This is a genomic window from Thermogemmatispora tikiterensis (assembly GCF_003268475.1).
GTDB lineage: Bacteria > Chloroflexota > Ktedonobacteria > Ktedonobacterales > Ktedonobacteraceae > Thermogemmatispora > Thermogemmatispora tikiterensis.
On the sequence record NZ_MCIF01000002.1, the window covers coordinates 3156849 to 3173265 of the forward strand.

Genomic DNA, 16417 nt, shown 5'->3' on the forward strand with positions numbered 1-16417 from the left:
ACCTCCCTTCGCTGGCGCTGGTCATGGAGAGAGCCGTTCGGCCAGGTATTTCAGGCTGAGCGGATAGCGATATTCGATTCCGCCGTGTCGTCCGTCGAACAGCTCAAAGAAGACATCAGTGACCCCAATCTCAGCCAGGGCGCGGCGGAAAGCCTCCGCTCCCAGGTCGAGATAGTACTCATCGCGCCTGCCAGCATCGATATAGATGGCTCGCAGCGAGCGCAGGGCCTCGGCGTGCAAAGGAACCATCCGCACCGGGTCCCAGGCCAGCCAGCGCTCCCAGACATCGGGGATCAACTGACCGGTGGCGATGTCGAACGGCAAGTGCACTGTACCGTCCATATCCGCCGAGTAGCAGGCAGCCATACACCAGACGTTGAGCAGGTCAGCATCGCTCTCTTTGGAGAAGGCCGGACGGCTGCGGAAGTCCTGCCAGAAGCGTTCGTACGAACCGCCGTAGTGATCGCGCAAGGCCCGCGCCACCTTGGCAAAGTCGCGCTGATAACAGACCTCAAAGAGAGCATCGCCCGCGTGAGTTGCCAGGCCTCCCCACAGATCGGGTCGTAACATAGGGGTGACCATCGCGCCGTAGCCGCCGCTGGACTTGCCAGCGATCCCTCGATGCTCGCGCGCCGCCAGGGTACGATAGTGAGCATCGACCCAAGGGACGATTTCATCGCAGAGATAGGTGTGGTAGTGTCCGACAGCGGGTGAATCCAGGAACTGGCTTCCCCCCAGGGAGGTCCAGCAGTCGACCCAGACGAGGATGCACGGCGGAGCTTCCCCTCTGGCAAACAGCTCATCGGCCAGCTCCGGGAAGTTGCGCCGGAAGGCCGAGCGATTGCGCCACATGTCAAGCTGGCCCGTCAGCCCTTGAATCACATAGATGCTGGGATAGCGCCGCTCTGGCTGCTCATCGTAGCCCGGCGGCAGATAGATCCAGAGCGGGCGCTGATAGGGATCACCTAGAGGATTGTCCTTGAGCACCTGGCTCTCAAAGGTCACTTCGTCAAAGCGCCCTTTGAAGTCGTGCGACCAGGGATACACGCTTTGCGCCTCCTTCTTTCTTCTTCTCTATCTTATCCTTGGTGCTTTGGGTCCTAGTCTAGCATGCTTTCCTCACGGGCGTCCATGTCTCTTCTGCTGACAGCCAGCCAGCCAGCCCGCGGCCTGGCCTCCCAGGGAGCACGTTCGCTTCCGTCCGCCCGACAGCGACAAAAGCGACCTTTACGAAGAGCAGGATGCTGCTTTAGAATAGAAGCAGCGCGCCTGCCATTCGCTATAATCTGCTCTAAGAGGAACCAATGAACATGATCGACGGCTTAGCGGCGCTCCTCCAGCGGGCCACTGTGCGCATTGACGCCGACCATCATCCCTGGGGTACAGGCTTCTTTGTGGGGCCGGGCCTGATTCTGACCTGCGCCCACGTTATCCAATCTGCTCACCAGGCAAGCTCTAGCCTCCAGATCTACTGGCGGGAGAGATATTACGAGGCGGCCATCACCACAGTGTCTGCTGATGACTCGTCCCCAGATCGGGATCTGGCGCTGTTAAAGGTCCCTCTTGAGGATCATCCCTGTGTCCTGCTCTGTGGGGAGGCGCAGCCCTACAGCCGTCTGTACACCTACGGTTACCCAGGCTCAGTGCCAGGAGGCACCTCTTTCATTTTCGACGCCGCCGGGCCAGCCGGCGAGCGGAACCAGTGGATCACCTTCCAACGCGGCCCGGTCGATCCCGGTATGAGCGGGTCCCCGTTGCTTGACGAGGCCAGTGGTTGTGTCTGCGGCATGATTCAGTATTCGCTGGGCCTCAACAGCGAGCGCGGTGGCCAGGCTCTGCAGGCGCGCGTCATCCTTGCTCAGCTCCCCGACCTTGTCAATCATCAACTGGCCGCACACCGGCAAAACCGCCGCTGGCTGGAGCTTCTCTCAGTCGAGCAACGTCAGCGCCTCGGGCAGTGCTGTCCCCAATATCAGCCGCTGCTCCAGCAGAACACCAAAGCCCTCAAAGTCTTTCTGTCCTACTCCGGCAGCCAGCGGGATCGCAAACTGAGAGAGGAACTTGAGAAGCAGTTGGCTTCCTTTAGACACCGTCAACTGATCGAAAGCTATCACAGCGAGCAGCTCAGCGCGGGGCGAGAACGGAGCGAGAGCCAGCGCTTGCTAGAGCAGGCGGACATCATTCTATTACTTATCAGCCCTGATTACATGAACTCCGACCAATGCTACAACGAAGAAATGCAGCGGGCCATGCAGCGCCACGAGGCCGGCACGGCGCGCATCATCCCGATCAAGTTGCGGCCAACTGCGGACCTGGCCAGCTCTCCCTTCGGCAAGCTGCAGGCCCTGCCGCGCTCCGGGCAGCCTATCACAGAAAGCAGGGACCGAGACGCAGCCATGAAGGAGATCGCCGATGAGCTGTATCGAGTCATCCAGGAGTTGAAAGGCAAGCAGACCTGAGCTGAGCGAGCGCAAGCCTATCTCCCCCATCCAGCTCACCAGCTCAGGGCAGTGGCAGACACGTTTCCAGGAACAGGAATAGTCTCTTCTTGCTTTCCCATTCACCCCTCATCAGGGCATCGGCTAGGGGCGGACGCTAGGGACCCTGAGCAAGCCTCTGCGCTGCTGAAGGCGATACGGCGCATAGTAACCAGCCAGGGCAGAGGGCAGGCGCCCGACCAGAAGTGTCCCCTCGGCGCGATGCTCTTCCTGCTCGACGCGCCCGCGACGATGGAAGAGTTCCACCAGGTCGCCGCGCGCGTAAGGCACAAGCACCTGCAAAGGCACCATCTGCTCAGCCACCACCTGGGCCAGCTTCTCGCGCAGTGCCTCCAGGCCCCAGCCCCGCAGCGCCGAAACCACCACAGCATTGGGATAGAGCGAAGGATCAACGCGGTCGGGATCAGGCAGCAGATCGATCTTATTGAGGGCCGTCACCCGCGGCTTCTCATGGGCCTCCAGCTCGCGCAAGACCTCGTTGACCGTCTCGCTCTGCTCGATGGCATTCTCATGGCTGACATCCACCACCTCCAGCAGCACATCGGCATCAACCACCTCCTCCAGCGTTGCCCGGAAGGCTGCCACCAGGCGCGTCGGCAGGCGCTGAATAAAACCCACCGTATCCGTCAGCAAGACCTCCTGGTTGCCCGGCAGTACCACGCGGCGCGTCGTCGGATCAAGCGTCGCAAACAGCTTGTTTTCGACCAGAACATCGGCCTGACTCAAAGCATTAAAGAGCGTCGACTTACCGGCGTTGGTGTAACCCACCACAGCCACCACCGGCATCGTCAAAGCCGCCCGCTGACGACGATGGAGCGTGCGCTGCTCACGTACCTCCTCCAGCTCGCGACGCAGCTCCGCCAGGCGATTGCGAATGCGGCGACGATCGATCTCCAGCCGCGTCTCACCAGGACCGCGGACACCAATAGCTCCGCCAACACCCGCCGCACCAAGCGAGCCACCAGCCTGCTGCGACAGCTCGATACCACGCCCGCTCAGACGAGGCAGGCGATACTCCAGCTGTGCCAGCTCAACCTGCAGGCGCCCCTCGCGCGTCCGCGCGTGCTGGGCAAAGATATCGAGAATCAGTGTCGTACGATCGATCACACGCGCATTGAGAGCCTTTTCAAGATTGCGCTGTTGAGAGGGTGACAGCTCGTCATCGAAAATCACCAGCTCAAAGCCCAGCTCCTGCTCCAGGGCAGCCAGCTCCTGGACCTTTCCCTTACCAAGATAGGTAGCAGGATCAGGATGACGCAGGTGCTGCAGCATCTTGCCGACCACCTCGGCCCCGGCAGTCTTGGCCAGGGCCTCCAGCTCGTTGAGCGAATCCTCAGCGCTCCAGAGCGTTTCCTGTCGCTCACTGGCCACCGCGACGAGAAAGGCCCGCTCCGGCCCCTCCGTGGTTCTCTGCTTGATCAGCACAGCCTCGTTTCTTGCCGTAAAATGCCTCCTTTGTTCAAGCAAAATCTACTCAGCTCTAGAATACGTAGAATACCCCTTGACTATACATTGTATGCGCCTTGACCGCAGAGCGCAAGCCCAGAGGCAGCGCCCCTTGTCCCGGCCCTCCTGCTAGGAAGGCCAGGCCAGCCAACAAGTAGACGGATAGCCCGGCGCTCCCATCACAGACCCTATTTTAAGGGCAGGCGACCAAGCAGCCACTGATTGAGATGCACAAAGAGGCTCTGGGCAATTGCTTCATTATAAGCTCGCTGCCAGGCACTGAACTGACCTGGATCATGCACCGGAATGCTTTGGACGGTGCTGAGAATGTTATGCAGGGCCAGCAAGAGAATCAGCCACAGGAGCCAGGCTTCAGCAAAACCCAGCACCATTCCGAGCAGCTCGTCGACGATCCCCAGCATTGGAATGCTGTGAACAAAGGCCCGAATCAGCGTGGTGATGATATGAACGATGAGGACGGTAGCGAAAAAGAGCAGGGCATAGGCGAGCAGAGGCGCAGCCACGGCTCCATTCCCGGCGAGCAAGGTGGTGAACGAGGGACCGAAGAGTAAGGCCACAGCCAACGCCAGCGGGAGCGCAACTAGATTAATCAAGCTAGCAATAAGGCCATTATGAAAACCATTGATGACTAGTACAATGGCTGTAGCCAGAAAGGCAAGATCGATCCAGTTAAACGAAAGAGACATTTACTTCTTCCTCCCAAGATCATGAATGAGAAGTAATGAAATAGAAAGTCGAACCTCCTGATATATAATCAAACGAGGCTCCAGGCTCACTGTCACAGTCAGAATGCCAGACGCTCTTAGGGTGAGAGGCAGGGGGCAAGAAAGGGGAGGCGGCTCATCGGATTGGCCGCGGGCCAACCGACATGCTATAATGAAGGCATGAGCATCAGAGGGAAAACTACAGAGACAAGCGCTCCTCAGCGTGACCTGCTCGGGCTGACCCTCACGCAGCTTGAAGCCTGGTTCAAGGAGCTGGGAGAGCCAGCATATCGTGCCAGGCAAGTCTACAACTGGATCTACAAGCACCTGGTCACGGACTTCGCCGCCATGAGCAACCTGCCTCTCAGCCTGCGGGAGCGCCTGGCGCGCGAAGCCACCATTGGTCAGGTCATCGTTCGCAGCGAGCAGCGTTCCAAGGACGACCGCACGCGCAAGATCCTGCTGGAGCTGGCCGATGGCCGACTCATTGAATCGGTGCTGATGCTCTATCCACCGCTGGGAGGGAGCAGCGCGCGCGCCACCGTCTGCGTCTCCAGCCAGGCGGGTTGTGCTTTTGGCTGCACCTTCTGCGCCACTGGCCAGATGGGATTTGAAAGGCACTTGAGCGCCGGAGAAATCGTTGCCCAGGTTCTGCACTTTGCGCGCGAGTTGCGAGCGGCCCCCTGGCGTGCCCGCGGCCTGCCCGGTAGCCAGCCCATCGACCACATCACCAACCTGGTCTTTATGGGCATGGGCGAGCCGCTGCACAACTACGATAACGTGATCCACGCCTTGCGCATCTTGAACAGTGCCGAGGGCTTCAACCTGGGTGCGCGGCACATGACTATCTCCACCGTAGGGTTGCCGCATGGCATTCGGCGTCTCAGCCAGGAGGGGCTGCAGGTCAACCTGGCCATCTCGCTACACGCGCCCAACGACGAGCTACGTGCGCAGACCATGCCTGTCAACCGCAAATATCCGCTGGCCGAGGTGCTGGCGGCCTGTCAGGACTACATCGCCGCCACTCGACGACAGATCACCTTCGAGTACGTTCTACTGGCCGGCGTCAACGACAGCCCTGCCTGTGCCCACCAGCTCGGCGAGCTGTTATCTCCGCTCAAGCAGTATGCGCATGTCAACTGCATTCCAGTCAACAAAACCGCGGCGGACTACCGTCCACCTGGACCGGAGGTCATCCGTCGCTTCCGCGACATCCTCTTCGAGCACGGGGTCAGCAACAGCGTGCGCGCCGAACGCGGAGACGATATCGCGGCAGCCTGTGGGCAGCTGCGCACCCGCTTCGTAGCCCAGCAGCGCATAGCCTTGGCACATCATTCCCGGCCTGAGCCTGAGCCGGTCCATCCTCAGTGATCTTCCAGTGATCTCTCAGTGGCCAAAAAAAGAAAAGACGTGGGGAGGAGGTACAGGAATAGCAGCCCGTATAAACGCGCGGCAGGTAGCAGCCGGGCAGGCCGGGGCGGGAACGCCGCACGAGCGGCGCTCTTACCTGCCTCCGGCCAGCGCTATGCCTTGGGGACTTTGAGCATCGTGCGCAGGCAGCGCGTGCAGACATGCACCGTACGCCGCACGCCATTGATCTCCAGATGGCGCCGCTGCACGTTCACCACGAAGCGCCGCCGTGTATGACGCTGTGAGTGCGACACCTTATTGCCATACATTGGTTTACGCTGACAGAGGTCACAACGACCAGCCATAGCAATCTCCCTTCCTCTCTGCTCTTCCTTAGCCGTCTAGGCGCTCGCCCTGACACCTGGATGTGTCCCGCTCCCGCTTCGCAGGGTAGAGCATCCCGTTGGGACTATGGCCCTGTCCCAACCAAACAGGCGAGGCGGTGAACCGAACCCACGAGAGCTACAGGGCAGATGTCTGCGCCCTTGATTCTGACGGGGGCCTTTGATATACTGCAACAGAACGCAGACCTTGCACTCCAGTAAGTAGAGAGCAAAGCGTTAGTAAGCGTCGAGTACGCTCTGCGAGTATAGCAGATTGCCCTCGCTTTGGCAAGTGCGTAGGCCAGAAGACCAGCAGAGCAGAGAAAGAATAGAGAAGACATGGGTATGCCGAAGCCATCGACCATTCAACCGCAGCACGGAACGCGCCCTCTAGGCAGGATCGAAGTCCTTCCCCATGCGATACACACCATCGCGGCCCGCGCCGTCAGCGAAAGCTACGGCGTTGTAGGTATCGCTGCGCCCCGCCTGCGCAACGGAGAGGCCGTCCTCCTTCCCCCCGAACGAAGCGGCGAGGGCATCCAGGTGCGCATCGCCAACGGACGCCTGATCATCGAGGTCTACGTCGTGCTGGAATACGGGCTGCGCATGTCTGAGATCGCCCACAATATCATGAGCAGCGTCAAGTTCTCGGTTGAAAAGATGCTCGGAGTACCCGTGCAGCAGGTGAACGTCAATATCCAGGGGCTGGAACACAGCCCTACCACAAGGCGTGAGCACTAACGACAAGGTGTGGGCACCACCTACCTCACCACCATCACATAAGGTAAGTAATCTATGCAGGAACAGGCATCAGGTGCTCTACACGCGCAAGATGCGCAAAGCCAGCAACAGATGCAACGGATTAGCCGCCCGCGGCGGATCAGTGTTCTGGATGGCCAGGACCTGAAGAAGGCAATGATTGCAGGGGCCGCCTGGCTGGAGGAGCGACGGGAGAGCATTAATGCCCTCAATGTCTTCCCCGTCCCGGATGGAGATACTGGCTCGAACATGTCCGCCACCATGCAGGCCGCCATTCGGGGGATCATCGATAGCCAGGAGAGGGCGGCGGGGGTGATCGCGGCCCGTATCGCTCATGACGCGCTCTTGGGCGCGCGGGGCAACTCGGGGGTGATTCTGTCGCAAGTGCTCCGTGGCCTGGCTCAGGGACTGGAGAAGAAGCAGACCTTTACCTCACTTGATCTGGCCAATGCCTTGATGGAAGCCTCGCGGCTGGCCTCACGAGCCGTCATCAAGCCGGTCGAGGGCACTATTCTGACCGTGGTGCGTGACTGCGCCGAGGCGGCGCTGGCCAGTGCGCAGCGTGGCGACGACCTGGTGACCCTGATGCATGAGGTAGTGACCGCTGCGCGGCAGTCGGTAGCCCGCACGCCCGAGCTGCTGCCCATCCTCAAGCAAGCGGGAGTGGTCGATGCCGGCGGCCAGGGGCTGTGCGTGATTCTCGAAGGAATCTGGCACGCCCTGCGCGGCGAGGGACGAGAGGCGCGCCCCTTCTCTTCAGCAGCGACGTCCGAGGCCACCCTTCGGCGAGGAAGAGTCAATGTCGAGGAGGAGCAATACGGCTACGAGGTGGTCTTCCTGCTGCGCGGCGAGAACCTCGACGTAGAGCGCATCCGCCAGGCGATCATTGACATGGGCGGTGTTTCAACGGTCGTGGCTGGCGATGAAAAGCTGCTCAAAGTGCATACGCATACCCAGTGGCCTGGCAAAATCCTGGACTACGGCGTGAGCCTGGGTAGTCTCCTGGACATCAATATTGAGAACCTCCAGGAGCAGAGCCTGGCCTACGCGGCAGAGAGTCGCGCCGAGCATGAGCAGGCCGCAGGCCGGGGCCAGGATGCAGCCGCAGCTAGCCAGGCCCCGGCTCCCAGCGCTCCCATCGCCACAGTCGCCGTCGTCTCCGGCTCTGGCTTCGAGAAGGTCTATTGCGGCCTGGGCGTGAGCGCCATCGTACCCGGCGGACAGACCATGAATCCCAGCATCGAAGAACTGCTGGCAGCGGTCAACTCCGTTGAGGCCGAGCAGGTCATTATCCTGCCCAACAACAGCAACGTGATCCTCAGCGCGCAGCAGATTCCACGCCTCACCAGCAAACAGGTGGAGGTCATTCCAACCGAGACCCTGCCCCAGGGAATCGCCGCCCTGATGAGTTTCAACTACAGCGCCGACCTGGCCACCAATGTCCAAAGCATGAGCGCCGCCGCCCGACGCATCCAGACCGCCGAGATCACAACAGCGGTGCGCGCCGTGCAGATCGACGGTCTGCGCGTACGAGAGGGTGACATCATCGGCCTGATCAATGGCAATCTGGCTGTGGCCGGCAGCAGCCTGGACGGGGTCATTCACGACCTGCTCCAGCGCATGCACGTCGAGCGCTACGAGCTGCTCACCATCTACTACGGCGAGGGGACCAGCGAGACCCACGCTCAGGAAACCGCGGCCCGCATCAAGCAGACCTATTCCCACCTGGAGGTAGAGGTGGTGGATGGCGGCCAGCCCTACTATACCTATATTTTCTCGGTTGAATGAAGAGGCAATAGACAGAAGCAGTCGGTCAGAGCGCACGCCCGGCCACCAACAGCCGTAAGTCAGGCCAGACCGGGCTGCGCGGAAAACCCGGAGATAACCAGGATTAAGATCGAGAGGGCTGGTCTCGTCCCGGCGCTCTTCCCGCTACTCTCGCGAAACGTACCCACGCTTCTCGCAACCAGCCCTGTGCGCTGGCGCACATAGTGCAGACAATTCTCTCGCGTTCAGGAGGTGCCTCATGGCCGTCCGCATCGTCACCGATAGTACGGCGGATCTCCCTAAAGAACGGGCCACGGCCCTGGGAATCAGCGTTGTTCCCCTCAAGGTTATTTTTGGCAGTGAAGAATATCTGGATGGAGTCAATCTGGATACGGAGGGCTTTTTCAAAAAGCTGGCGGAGAGCAAGGATTTCCCCCGTACCTCACAGCCAACACCCGCCGATTTTCTCGCTACCTACCAGCGCCTGATTGAAGAAGGCGCCGAGGCCATTCTCTCGGTCCATCTGTCAGCTAAATTCAGCGGAACCTACCAGTCGGCCTGCGCCGCTCGGGCAGCGCTGCCAGCGGAGCTGCAACATATTCCCATCGAGGTTGTGGACTCGGAGAGCATTAGCCTCGGAATCGGTATGTCGGTTATGCACGCCGCCGAAGAGGCCCAGCGTGGCGACGACCTGGCCGCCATCAAAGCACGCCTGATCGATCGCTTGCGCCGCACACGCATCTTGGGCGTGCTGGATAGTCTGGAGCATCTGCGCCGCGGAGGACGCATCGGACGCGCCAGCGCCTTCCTGGGTACGATGCTGAGCTTCAAGCCGATTATCGGCATTCAGGCTGGCGAGGTGGTGCCGATTGAGCGCCCGCGCACACGCGCAAAAGCCTATGAGCGGGTGGCGCAGCTCTTCCAGGAGGCCGGCCCGGTCGAAGAGGTGGTCATTGTGGAATCGAGCGACGAATTGGGCGAGCAGCTCGCCGCCGCGATGCAGACGGTCCACCCTCAGCCGATTCCACGCTATAAGCTGGGCGCTGTGCTCGGTACACATACAGGACCCGGCACGGTGGGCATTATCTTTATTACAGCACATTAGACGAGACCCCCTCTCTTCTGAGGCCCGCCGGGCAGGCAGGTCGATCGGCCCGCCCGGCGGCGCGGTTGGACGGCATGAGGTTATCTGATGCAATAAAGCTGATACATTATGAGATAACCATTGACGACTTGCATCTTCGTCGGTACAATAGTAGGTAGTAGAGCGCTTACCCACGCCAGAAAGGGCTGTGCTGCAGGCACTGCAGGGCTTGCTCTATGGGTGTGCCTCTGATCGCCCGCTCGTTGGGCCACGCAACATACACGCTGGCAGGCTTGACAGCAGCAGACAGGGCGAGGCCGATGCACACAGAGTAGGTGGGGAACCTGAGCGGGAGCTTGTAGCCAGAAGATCATGCGTTCACTCACTGGAAGGTTCGTTAGTCAGCCACCATCGCAGATGGTGCAAGCGACGAAGGAGGAACAACCGTGGGAATGCTACGGGTGATGTCACGGCGCGGTGATGATCGTGTCACCTGGGACGAGCAGAAGGTGTTAGCAGGTGACCCCGAAGCACTGGCCGCCGTGCGAGAAGCTGAGCGCATTTTCGCCCAGGAGCGCGCCAGGGGAGCCACTGCTTTTCGTGTCGAGCCCGGGAAGCCTGCTCAGCGCATTGACCAGTTTGACGCGACCGCCGAGCAGATCATTATGGTTCCGCGCGTTGTCGGTGGATGAGCTTGATCTCAGAAATACTGACCATTCTGGACTGGGTGATCATCGCCACTGCGATGGGAGCCGTTGTCTGGCTGATCACTCAGCCATATTTACGGGGCTGGTCGCGGGCCGAGCGACGTGCCTCCGATCTGTTGCGCGATATTCTGACGCCCGAGCAGTTCCGTCAGCTCCTCTGGCATGGCTATCTGGAGGTGCCTAGCCCTACTGCCCCCCAGCGCATCTATCGCGTGCCCCGCGGTAAAGGCTTCGTCCAGGTCATCGAAAATGGCCGCGCGACGATGCGCCTCTGCCTTCAGCCAGTGGAAAATCTGCCGGACGCCGACATTGTGGTGCTCCATAAACTGATGATTGAGGGGAACGAGGAGCTATATTTGCAAAAAGCCAATAAGTATCTCTGTACCGATTGATCAACCGCTCGATGAACCGATGGCGCGGGCATACTCGTCCGCCCACCAGCCCTTCGTAGCAGCCACAGCGTGATTGCTCGCAGGCGGGCCTGGGCCCGGCGGAGCTTCTCCCCTCCCTATAACAGGGGGTGAGGAACAGGGCTGACGGGTTCCTGGCCTGCTTTTGCTCTCTGCCTGCCGCATCCCGACCAGGAAGACAGATACTCTGAGCCAGCAGGCCCTTCCCCACAGAGACCGCCCTCCGCCAGCACGCTAAGCCGCTTGTTCCATCGTCATATGGCCTGCTTCCCTGCTCCTCTTACCTGTTTGCTGTTCGCCTCCGCACCTTCCTGGGTCGCCAGCTGCCAGCTACCACCGCAGGCCGGTTCCCCAGAATGACCGCTTGCGAGCAGGCGCACCATCTTGGCGCCATGCCAGCCTGGGCCTCTCTCCCAGCCGCCAGCGCAGCCAGATCACTGCTTGCTAGTCGCCCTCTTCTTCCCTCTCTTCGCCGTCGTCGTCGTCATCGTCATCGTCGTCTTCTTCCAGCAGCTGGATGATCTGACGATGGCCATTCTGCTTCTCGCACATATGCGGCCCCTCTTCCAGCGGCATATGGCAGAAAGGGCAGACAGGGCGCCCCGCGGCGACAATACGTGTGATCATGCTGGTCAGAGCCTGAGCCTGGGCATGCGTGAAGGACAAAGTCAGCGCGCGATCCTCACGGACACGTCCGCGCAGCTCCTGGCCCGTCTCCATGATGATCTCCAGGGGAACCGCCATGAGAATGATCAGCTCTCGCCGGAAGTCGTAGCTAAGCTTCAATTGCGCTACTTGAAACTCCTCGTCGGGGATCAACGGGAAATCGGCAGGCATGCCCAGTGGTATCTCTTCTTCTTCTTCGCCTTCCTGCCGGGCCCGCGCCTCAACGCGCAGGATCTTGCCTTGCGTCACTTGGGTCAGCAGGCGATCAATAGCCAGCCCCAGCTCGTTGAGCTGCATCTTTTCCATCCACATAATGGCAGAGCCACTTTCGCTGCGCGCAAACAGGCGAAAGCGACGCTGTCCCGGTGGGCCAACAGCATCCGCGCCCAGTAGTTCCACCAGACCTAAATCTCTGCTCATCGGACCTCCTCTTTGCCCCTACGTGAAGAGTGTCTTGGTTCCTTCTGATGATCGATACGCCTGTCTTTGCAGTGACAGCCACTCTCACGCCGCGACTGCTCTGCTCCGTGCCTTCGTCTTCTCTCTCCCGGCCTCCACTTAGCTACCCGGCGTCAGACAGGCAAGGGAGAGACAGGATAATCCCTGCCCTCTTTCAGCAATTGTAAACGCCGCCTGCCAGAGAGAACAGGGCCGGAGAGAGCGATATCTCAGATCACGGACCAGGATGGCTGGTGAGAGCCAGGACGAGCTTCCCCAACCATCCGCAACGAGACGCAGCTTGCTCCTGCGCTCGCTTACCTATGCACCTGCCGAGAGACCCCCTCTCTCCTATCAGCCTGCCATTATTCGCTCACCGGCTCGCCTCTTCAACTTGGGCCTGCGTCTCTCTCTGTGGGCACGCCTACGCTTCTGTGGCGTAGCATAGGCAGCGTCAGTAGCCACGCTGTGGGTCATAGCGATTACGCAGCGGCTCGCCACGGCGATAACGCTGGAGGTTATCGACAAAGAGCGAAGCCAGCCGGGCGCCATAGTGAACGCTTTCACCCGAAATATGGGGCGTCAGAATGACGTTGGGCAGCGAGTAGAGCGGGCTGTCCGGGGGCAGCGGCTCCACTTCGGTCACATCGAGGCCCGCCCCAGCAATCCAGCCCTCGCGCAGGGCGCGGATCAGGGCCTGCTCATCGATGATGCGCCCACGAGCCACATTGACCAGATAAGCCGTGCGGCGCATGGCACGTAGCTCCGGCTCGCCTATCAGGCGCTCTGTCTCAGGCGTCAGCGGCGTCGCGATCACAATGTAGTCGCATAGTGGCAGCATCTCCCGCAGCTGGCTGAAAGCATAATAGCGCTCGACGTCTTGATCCTGCTCGCCTCCCCTGGCCGAGCGCCTCACCCCGAGGACACGCATGCCGAAAGCCCGTCCCAAGCGCGCAACGTAGCGTCCAATATGGCCCACACCAATGATCCCCAGCGTCTGCCCATAGAGTTCCAGCGTGCGCAGATGATACCAGGCAGTATTGCCCCAGACATGGCGATCCTGCAGGCGCACCAGCTCGGGCCAGGAACGATTGAACATGATCATGCTGCCAAAGACATACTCCCCAATGGTTGAGGCATGGATGCCAGAAGCAGTGGTCACAATTACCCCGCTGGCAGGATCAAGCAGACCCGTGTCGCGCAGGCCATCAACGCCTGCACCAGCGAATTGTAGCCAGCGCAAACGCGGGGCGAGCTGACGGATATTCTTGGGCAACCAGAAGCCACAGATGACTTCGACATCCTCCGCATGCGCCGCTAGCTCCTCGTCCCGTGTAGCAACCACAACTTCGCTCTGGGCCGCTTCGCGAATCTTCTCCAGCGCTTCATCATCGAAGGGGAAGGTACAGAGCACTTTCAGACCCTGATGTTGACTCACAGCCAGACTCTCCTTATCAGATCAGACGAGCATTTGCTGAGACAGCACAATGATACAGTGAAAACAGGCTCGCTGAGCGTCACCGCGTCTCTTTCCTCAGTCTATCCGAATTGGTTGCTTTCTGGCAAGCCGTCGCCTGGGCAGCCCTGCATTTGGCCAAGCCGTCAGTGCCTGCTGTTCCACCCACCCACCAGTGGGCGCCAGGATCGGATAGGGGAAAAGCCTGCTAGATCAGATCTAGCAGCGAGACAGGTTACTGATAGTAAATGGCCTTCGCTCATGATCAGTAAGAAACACGTACACATTAGTTGTTCAGGCTCTGGGAATTGTTCTGGAGAAGTATAGAAAGCAAGAGCATGAAAAGTCAAGGGAGAGGGACACGGCGCCCTTCTCAGCAGCAGACTCTTGCCCGATCAAGCCCAGGGGAACCGGGACAGGAGGAAGGCGGTGCGGCCTTAGAGGCCGACCAGCAGCAGCACGCCCAGGGCCAGGCCCATGCTGAGGAGCGCTCCGCTGATAACCTGCGCCGGAGTATGACGTCCTAAAACCACCCGCGACCAGCAGACCAGCCCCAGCAGAAGGAACGATGGCAGAAAAATCAAGCCATAGAGGATGGTCAACACCGTGGCCGCCCCGGCTAGCGCCGCCGCATGGATGCTGATCTTCCACCAGAGGGTAATCAGCAGGAGGAGCAGCCCCAGAAGCAAGGTCAGGCTGAGCGCCAGCTCCAGGCTCTGTGGAGCGTGCAGCAGGAGCAACAAGAGCAATCCCAAACTATAGGAGAACAGGCTGACAAGGAATGGATGCCAGCGCTCATGGCGGCGCGTGAGGTCCAGATCGCTCACCAATCCCAGACGCACGGCCAGAACCACATAGAGCAAAGGAGCGGCGCAGACGAAGCCGAGCGTCAGCAGGGCGAAGCCGAGCGACGGCCAGAGGGAGGAGGAGCGATAGAGGGACACAAGCAGCACAAAAGGCACCGAGATCGTAGCAGGTGAAAACAACAAGGAAATGCCACGAGCGAAGCGCAACACGAGCGCCGAAGACCCACGAGTCAGCGGTTGAGGATGGGCGAAAGCCTGGGCCTCTTCCGTTGCCAGCGCCAGGCGCCCGCCGGCTTCATTGAGGGCAGTCTCAGGCAGAGATTTGGACATCGGGCGTCTTTCTTCCTGTAACTTCATTGCCGTTTTCCAGGCAGACCGGCAGCGGTCCGGCTGCTCACTCACTCACCCGGCGAACCCAATCAAGCCGCCAGCAGAGTCTGCTCTCTCTGCCGAATCACTTCCTCATAGCCACGCAGCAGCGACTCCATCGCCTCATACCAGCTATACCTGGCAGCCTGAGCGAGCGCTGCGGCGCGCATGCGTTCTCGCGTCGCCCGCTCATAGATCAGGCGCTCTAGCAAGTGCCGATAGGCAGCGACCTGCGCCGCCGGGCTGAGGCCAGTGGGGTCCAGCAGCAGACCCTGCTCCTCCGGGGCCACCAAATCACAGACCCCTTCGGCCCGCAGAGCCACGACCGGCAGGCCGGAGGCCATTGCTTCAAGCACCACCTGTCCGAAGGTCTCGGTGGTCGACGGAAAGGCAAAGACATCGGCAGAAGCGTAGGCCTCAGCCAGGGTCTCGCCGCTCAGATAGCCAGTAAACGTCACCGGCAGCCCGGCCAGAGCCTGGCGCAATTCAGTTAGAGCCGGTCCTCCACCAACCACAACCAGATGGCAGCGACGATGGTCCAGCTGGCGATAAGCATTGGCTAACAACAAGAGATTCTTCTCCCGCGAGATGCGACCTACATAGAGCAGGACACAGCGTTCGTCTGTCCCCTCTTCAGTACCCAGCCAGGCAGCGCGCAACGCCGGGCGGCGACGCTCCGGTCGAAAGAGAGCACTGTCCACTCCTCGGGGCCAGAGACGCACACGCTGGAAGCCCTGATAGCGCAAAGTTCTGGCTGTTGAAGGAGACGGACAGAAGGTCAGAGAGCAGTGATTGTGTAGAAAGCGATTGTAGCGCCACATGGGGCCGGTCAGCCAGGGAAAGCCAAAATGGCGACAGTAGGCAGCGAGATTGGTATGGTAGGAAGAGACCAGGGGACGGCGCAGCAGCCTGGCCACGGCCACCCCTACGGCTCCCAGCACAACGGGATCGACAACATGAATAATATCAGGCTGGAACTCCTGGAGCTTCTTCACAAAGAGGGGACGGAAAAAGTTAAACTTGAGTTCTGGGTAGAAAGGAAGTGGGAGACCGGGCGTCGTCACGATCTCCGCCCCAGCATACTCGTGCATCCCACAGCGCGGGCCTAACAAGAGCGCCCGATGGCCAGCAGCCTCCAGATGGGAGAGGAGCCGCGCCAGCGTACGCGTCACCCCATCCAGCTTGGGCAAGAAATTCTCCGTAATAATCGCGACCCGCATCGCAGTCCTCCTTTGTCGCCTGCTCTGCCCCGCACAGCATCTCGCTCGCTGCCTGCTCGTCAACAACCAACCTTTCGCCTGCCTCCAGATCCTGGCAGCGGCACCCTTCAAGGAGAATCTTCAGTCAGCAGCGTTATAGCTGTGTAAAATTCCCTCAAAGATCCCGTTAAGCCCGGACAAAATTTGTGCACGCAGCTAAGATATCATTGTTCACCTGTCAGCAGAGGAGATAGAATATCCATAGAGGGAGAAAGTCATAGCAGAAGGAGGGAGGAAAGGAAAGAGAGGGCAAAAGGGCTGCGCGTCACACAGCAGCGAGCTGGGCAACCACGA

At 60.2% G+C, this 16417-nt stretch carries 15 protein-coding genes; 7 read left to right on the forward strand and 8 right to left on the reverse strand.

Annotated elements, in window-relative coordinates; all coding sequences use genetic code 11:
* Window positions 1–21: 21 nt before the first annotated feature.
* Window positions 22–1047 carry an alpha/beta hydrolase gene (locus A4R35_RS12695; RefSeq protein ID WP_112429910.1) on the reverse strand — a complete coding sequence of 342 codons (1026 nt, stop codon included), beginning with the start codon at window positions 1045–1047 and terminating at the stop codon, window positions 22–24.
* Between the two features lie 263 nt (window positions 1048–1310).
* Here A4R35_RS12695 and A4R35_RS12700 point away from each other — a divergent pair, with 263 nt between their 5' ends.
* A complete protein-coding gene (locus tag A4R35_RS12700; protein ID WP_189361743.1) occupies window positions 1311–2459 on the forward strand; it encodes a trypsin-like peptidase domain-containing protein in 1149 nt (382 codons plus the stop codon).
* A gap of 123 nt (window positions 2460–2582) precedes the next feature.
* Here A4R35_RS12700 and hflX read toward each other — a convergent pair whose 3' ends face one another.
* Together hflX and A4R35_RS12710 are read right to left on the reverse strand one after the other, a co-directional pair.
* Window positions 2583–3923, reverse strand: coding sequence for a GTPase HflX (hflX, locus tag A4R35_RS12705; RefSeq protein ID WP_223258316.1), 1341 nt, complete (start codon window positions 3921–3923; stop codon window positions 2583–2585).
* Between the two features lie 209 nt (window positions 3924–4132).
* Window positions 4133–4651: a CvpA family protein gene (locus A4R35_RS12710; RefSeq protein ID WP_112429914.1), complete on the reverse strand. Its 519-nt coding sequence runs from the start codon at window positions 4649–4651 to the stop codon at window positions 4133–4135.
* Window positions 4652–4849: 198 nt separating this feature from the next.
* Here A4R35_RS12710 and rlmN point away from each other — a divergent pair, with 198 nt between their 5' ends.
* Window positions 4850–6040, forward strand: a complete 1191-nt coding sequence (rlmN, locus tag A4R35_RS12715; RefSeq protein WP_112429916.1) for a 23S rRNA (adenine(2503)-C(2))-methyltransferase RlmN — start codon at window positions 4850–4852, stop codon at window positions 6038–6040.
* A gap of 152 nt (window positions 6041–6192) precedes the next feature.
* Here rlmN and rpmB read toward each other — a convergent pair whose 3' ends face one another.
* Window positions 6193–6384, reverse strand: coding sequence for a 50S ribosomal protein L28 (rpmB, locus tag A4R35_RS12720; RefSeq protein ID WP_112429918.1), 192 nt, complete (start codon window positions 6382–6384; stop codon window positions 6193–6195).
* A gap of 363 nt (window positions 6385–6747) precedes the next feature.
* Here rpmB and A4R35_RS12725 point away from each other — a divergent pair, with 363 nt between their 5' ends.
* The 5 genes from A4R35_RS12725 to A4R35_RS12745 all read left to right on the forward strand — a co-directional run bounded on the left by A4R35_RS12725 (window position 6748) and on the right by A4R35_RS12745 (window position 11111).
* On the forward strand, window positions 6748–7143 hold the full coding sequence (locus A4R35_RS12725) for an Asp23/Gls24 family envelope stress response protein (protein WP_189361745.1): 396 nt from the start codon (window positions 6748–6750) through the stop codon (window positions 7141–7143).
* Between the two features lie 54 nt (window positions 7144–7197).
* Window positions 7198–8949 (forward strand): DAK2 domain-containing protein, encoded by a 1752-nt coding sequence (locus tag A4R35_RS12730; protein WP_112429922.1) that lies wholly within the window; start codon window positions 7198–7200, stop codon window positions 8947–8949.
* Window positions 8950–9187: 238 nt separating this feature from the next.
* Window positions 9188–10033, forward strand: a complete 846-nt coding sequence (locus A4R35_RS12735; RefSeq protein ID WP_112429924.1) for a DegV family protein — start codon at window positions 9188–9190, stop codon at window positions 10031–10033.
* Between the two features lie 431 nt (window positions 10034–10464).
* The gene (locus tag A4R35_RS12740) at window positions 10465–10704 is read left to right on the forward strand and encodes a hypothetical protein (protein ID WP_228026331.1); all 240 of its coding nucleotides are present in this window, start codon (window positions 10465–10467) and stop codon (window positions 10702–10704) included.
* 2 nt (window positions 10705–10706) lie between these two features.
* Window positions 10707–11111 (forward strand): hypothetical protein, encoded by a 405-nt coding sequence (locus A4R35_RS12745; protein WP_141727757.1) that lies wholly within the window; start codon window positions 10707–10709, stop codon window positions 11109–11111.
* A gap of 462 nt (window positions 11112–11573) precedes the next feature.
* Here the strand turns inward: A4R35_RS12745 and A4R35_RS12750 are convergent, their stop codons facing one another.
* The 4 genes from A4R35_RS12750 to A4R35_RS12770 all read right to left on the reverse strand — a co-directional run bounded on the left by A4R35_RS12750 (window position 11574) and on the right by A4R35_RS12770 (window position 16084).
* The gene (locus tag A4R35_RS12750) at window positions 11574–12215 is read right to left on the reverse strand and encodes a DUF3090 family protein (RefSeq protein ID WP_112429927.1); all 642 of its coding nucleotides are present in this window, start codon (window positions 12213–12215) and stop codon (window positions 11574–11576) included.
* A 472-nt stretch (window positions 12216–12687) separates the two neighbouring features.
* Window positions 12688–13671 (reverse strand): D-2-hydroxyacid dehydrogenase, encoded by a 984-nt coding sequence (locus tag A4R35_RS12760; protein ID WP_112429931.1) that lies wholly within the window; start codon window positions 13669–13671, stop codon window positions 12688–12690.
* A 455-nt stretch (window positions 13672–14126) separates the two neighbouring features.
* Window positions 14127–14825, reverse strand: a complete 699-nt coding sequence (locus A4R35_RS12765; protein WP_112429932.1) for a hypothetical protein — start codon at window positions 14823–14825, stop codon at window positions 14127–14129.
* An 89-nt stretch (window positions 14826–14914) separates the two neighbouring features.
* Window positions 14915–16084, reverse strand: coding sequence for a glycosyltransferase family 4 protein (locus tag A4R35_RS12770; RefSeq protein WP_112429934.1), 1170 nt, complete (start codon window positions 16082–16084; stop codon window positions 14915–14917).
* Window positions 16085–16417 lie beyond the last annotated feature (333 nt).

Bases quoted from the DNA above. Each gene is read 5' to 3' on its own strand.
- A4R35_RS12740 (WP_228026331.1), top strand. From the start codon at position 10,465: ATGCTACGGGTGATGTCACGGCGCGGTGATGATCGTGTCACCTGGGAC.
- A4R35_RS12700 (WP_189361743.1), top strand. From the start codon at position 1,311: ATGATCGACGGCTTAGCGGCGCTCCTCCAGCGGGCCACTGTGCGCATT.
- A4R35_RS12725 (WP_189361745.1), top strand. From the start codon at position 6,748: ATGCCGAAGCCATCGACCATTCAACCGCAGCACGGAACGCGCCCTCTA.
- A4R35_RS12735 (WP_112429924.1), top strand. From the start codon at position 9,188: ATGGCCGTCCGCATCGTCACCGATAGTACGGCGGATCTCCCTAAAGAA.
- A4R35_RS12765 (WP_112429932.1), bottom strand. From the start codon at position 14,825: ATGTCCAAATCTCTGCCTGAGACTGCCCTCAATGAAGCCGGCGGGCGC.
- rlmN (WP_112429916.1), top strand. From the start codon at position 4,850: ATGAGCATCAGAGGGAAAACTACAGAGACAAGCGCTCCTCAGCGTGAC.
- A4R35_RS12730 (WP_112429922.1), top strand. From the start codon at position 7,198: ATGCAGGAACAGGCATCAGGTGCTCTACACGCGCAAGATGCGCAAAGC.
- A4R35_RS12770 (WP_112429934.1), bottom strand. From the start codon at position 16,084: ATGCGGGTCGCGATTATTACGGAGAATTTCTTGCCCAAGCTGGATGGG.
- A4R35_RS12750 (WP_112429927.1), bottom strand. From the start codon at position 12,215: ATGAGCAGAGATTTAGGTCTGGTGGAACTACTGGGCGCGGATGCTGTT.
- A4R35_RS12710 (WP_112429914.1), bottom strand. From the start codon at position 4,651: ATGTCTCTTTCGTTTAACTGGATCGATCTTGCCTTTCTGGCTACAGCC.
- rpmB (WP_112429918.1), bottom strand. From the start codon at position 6,384: ATGGCTGGTCGTTGTGACCTCTGTCAGCGTAAACCAATGTATGGCAAT.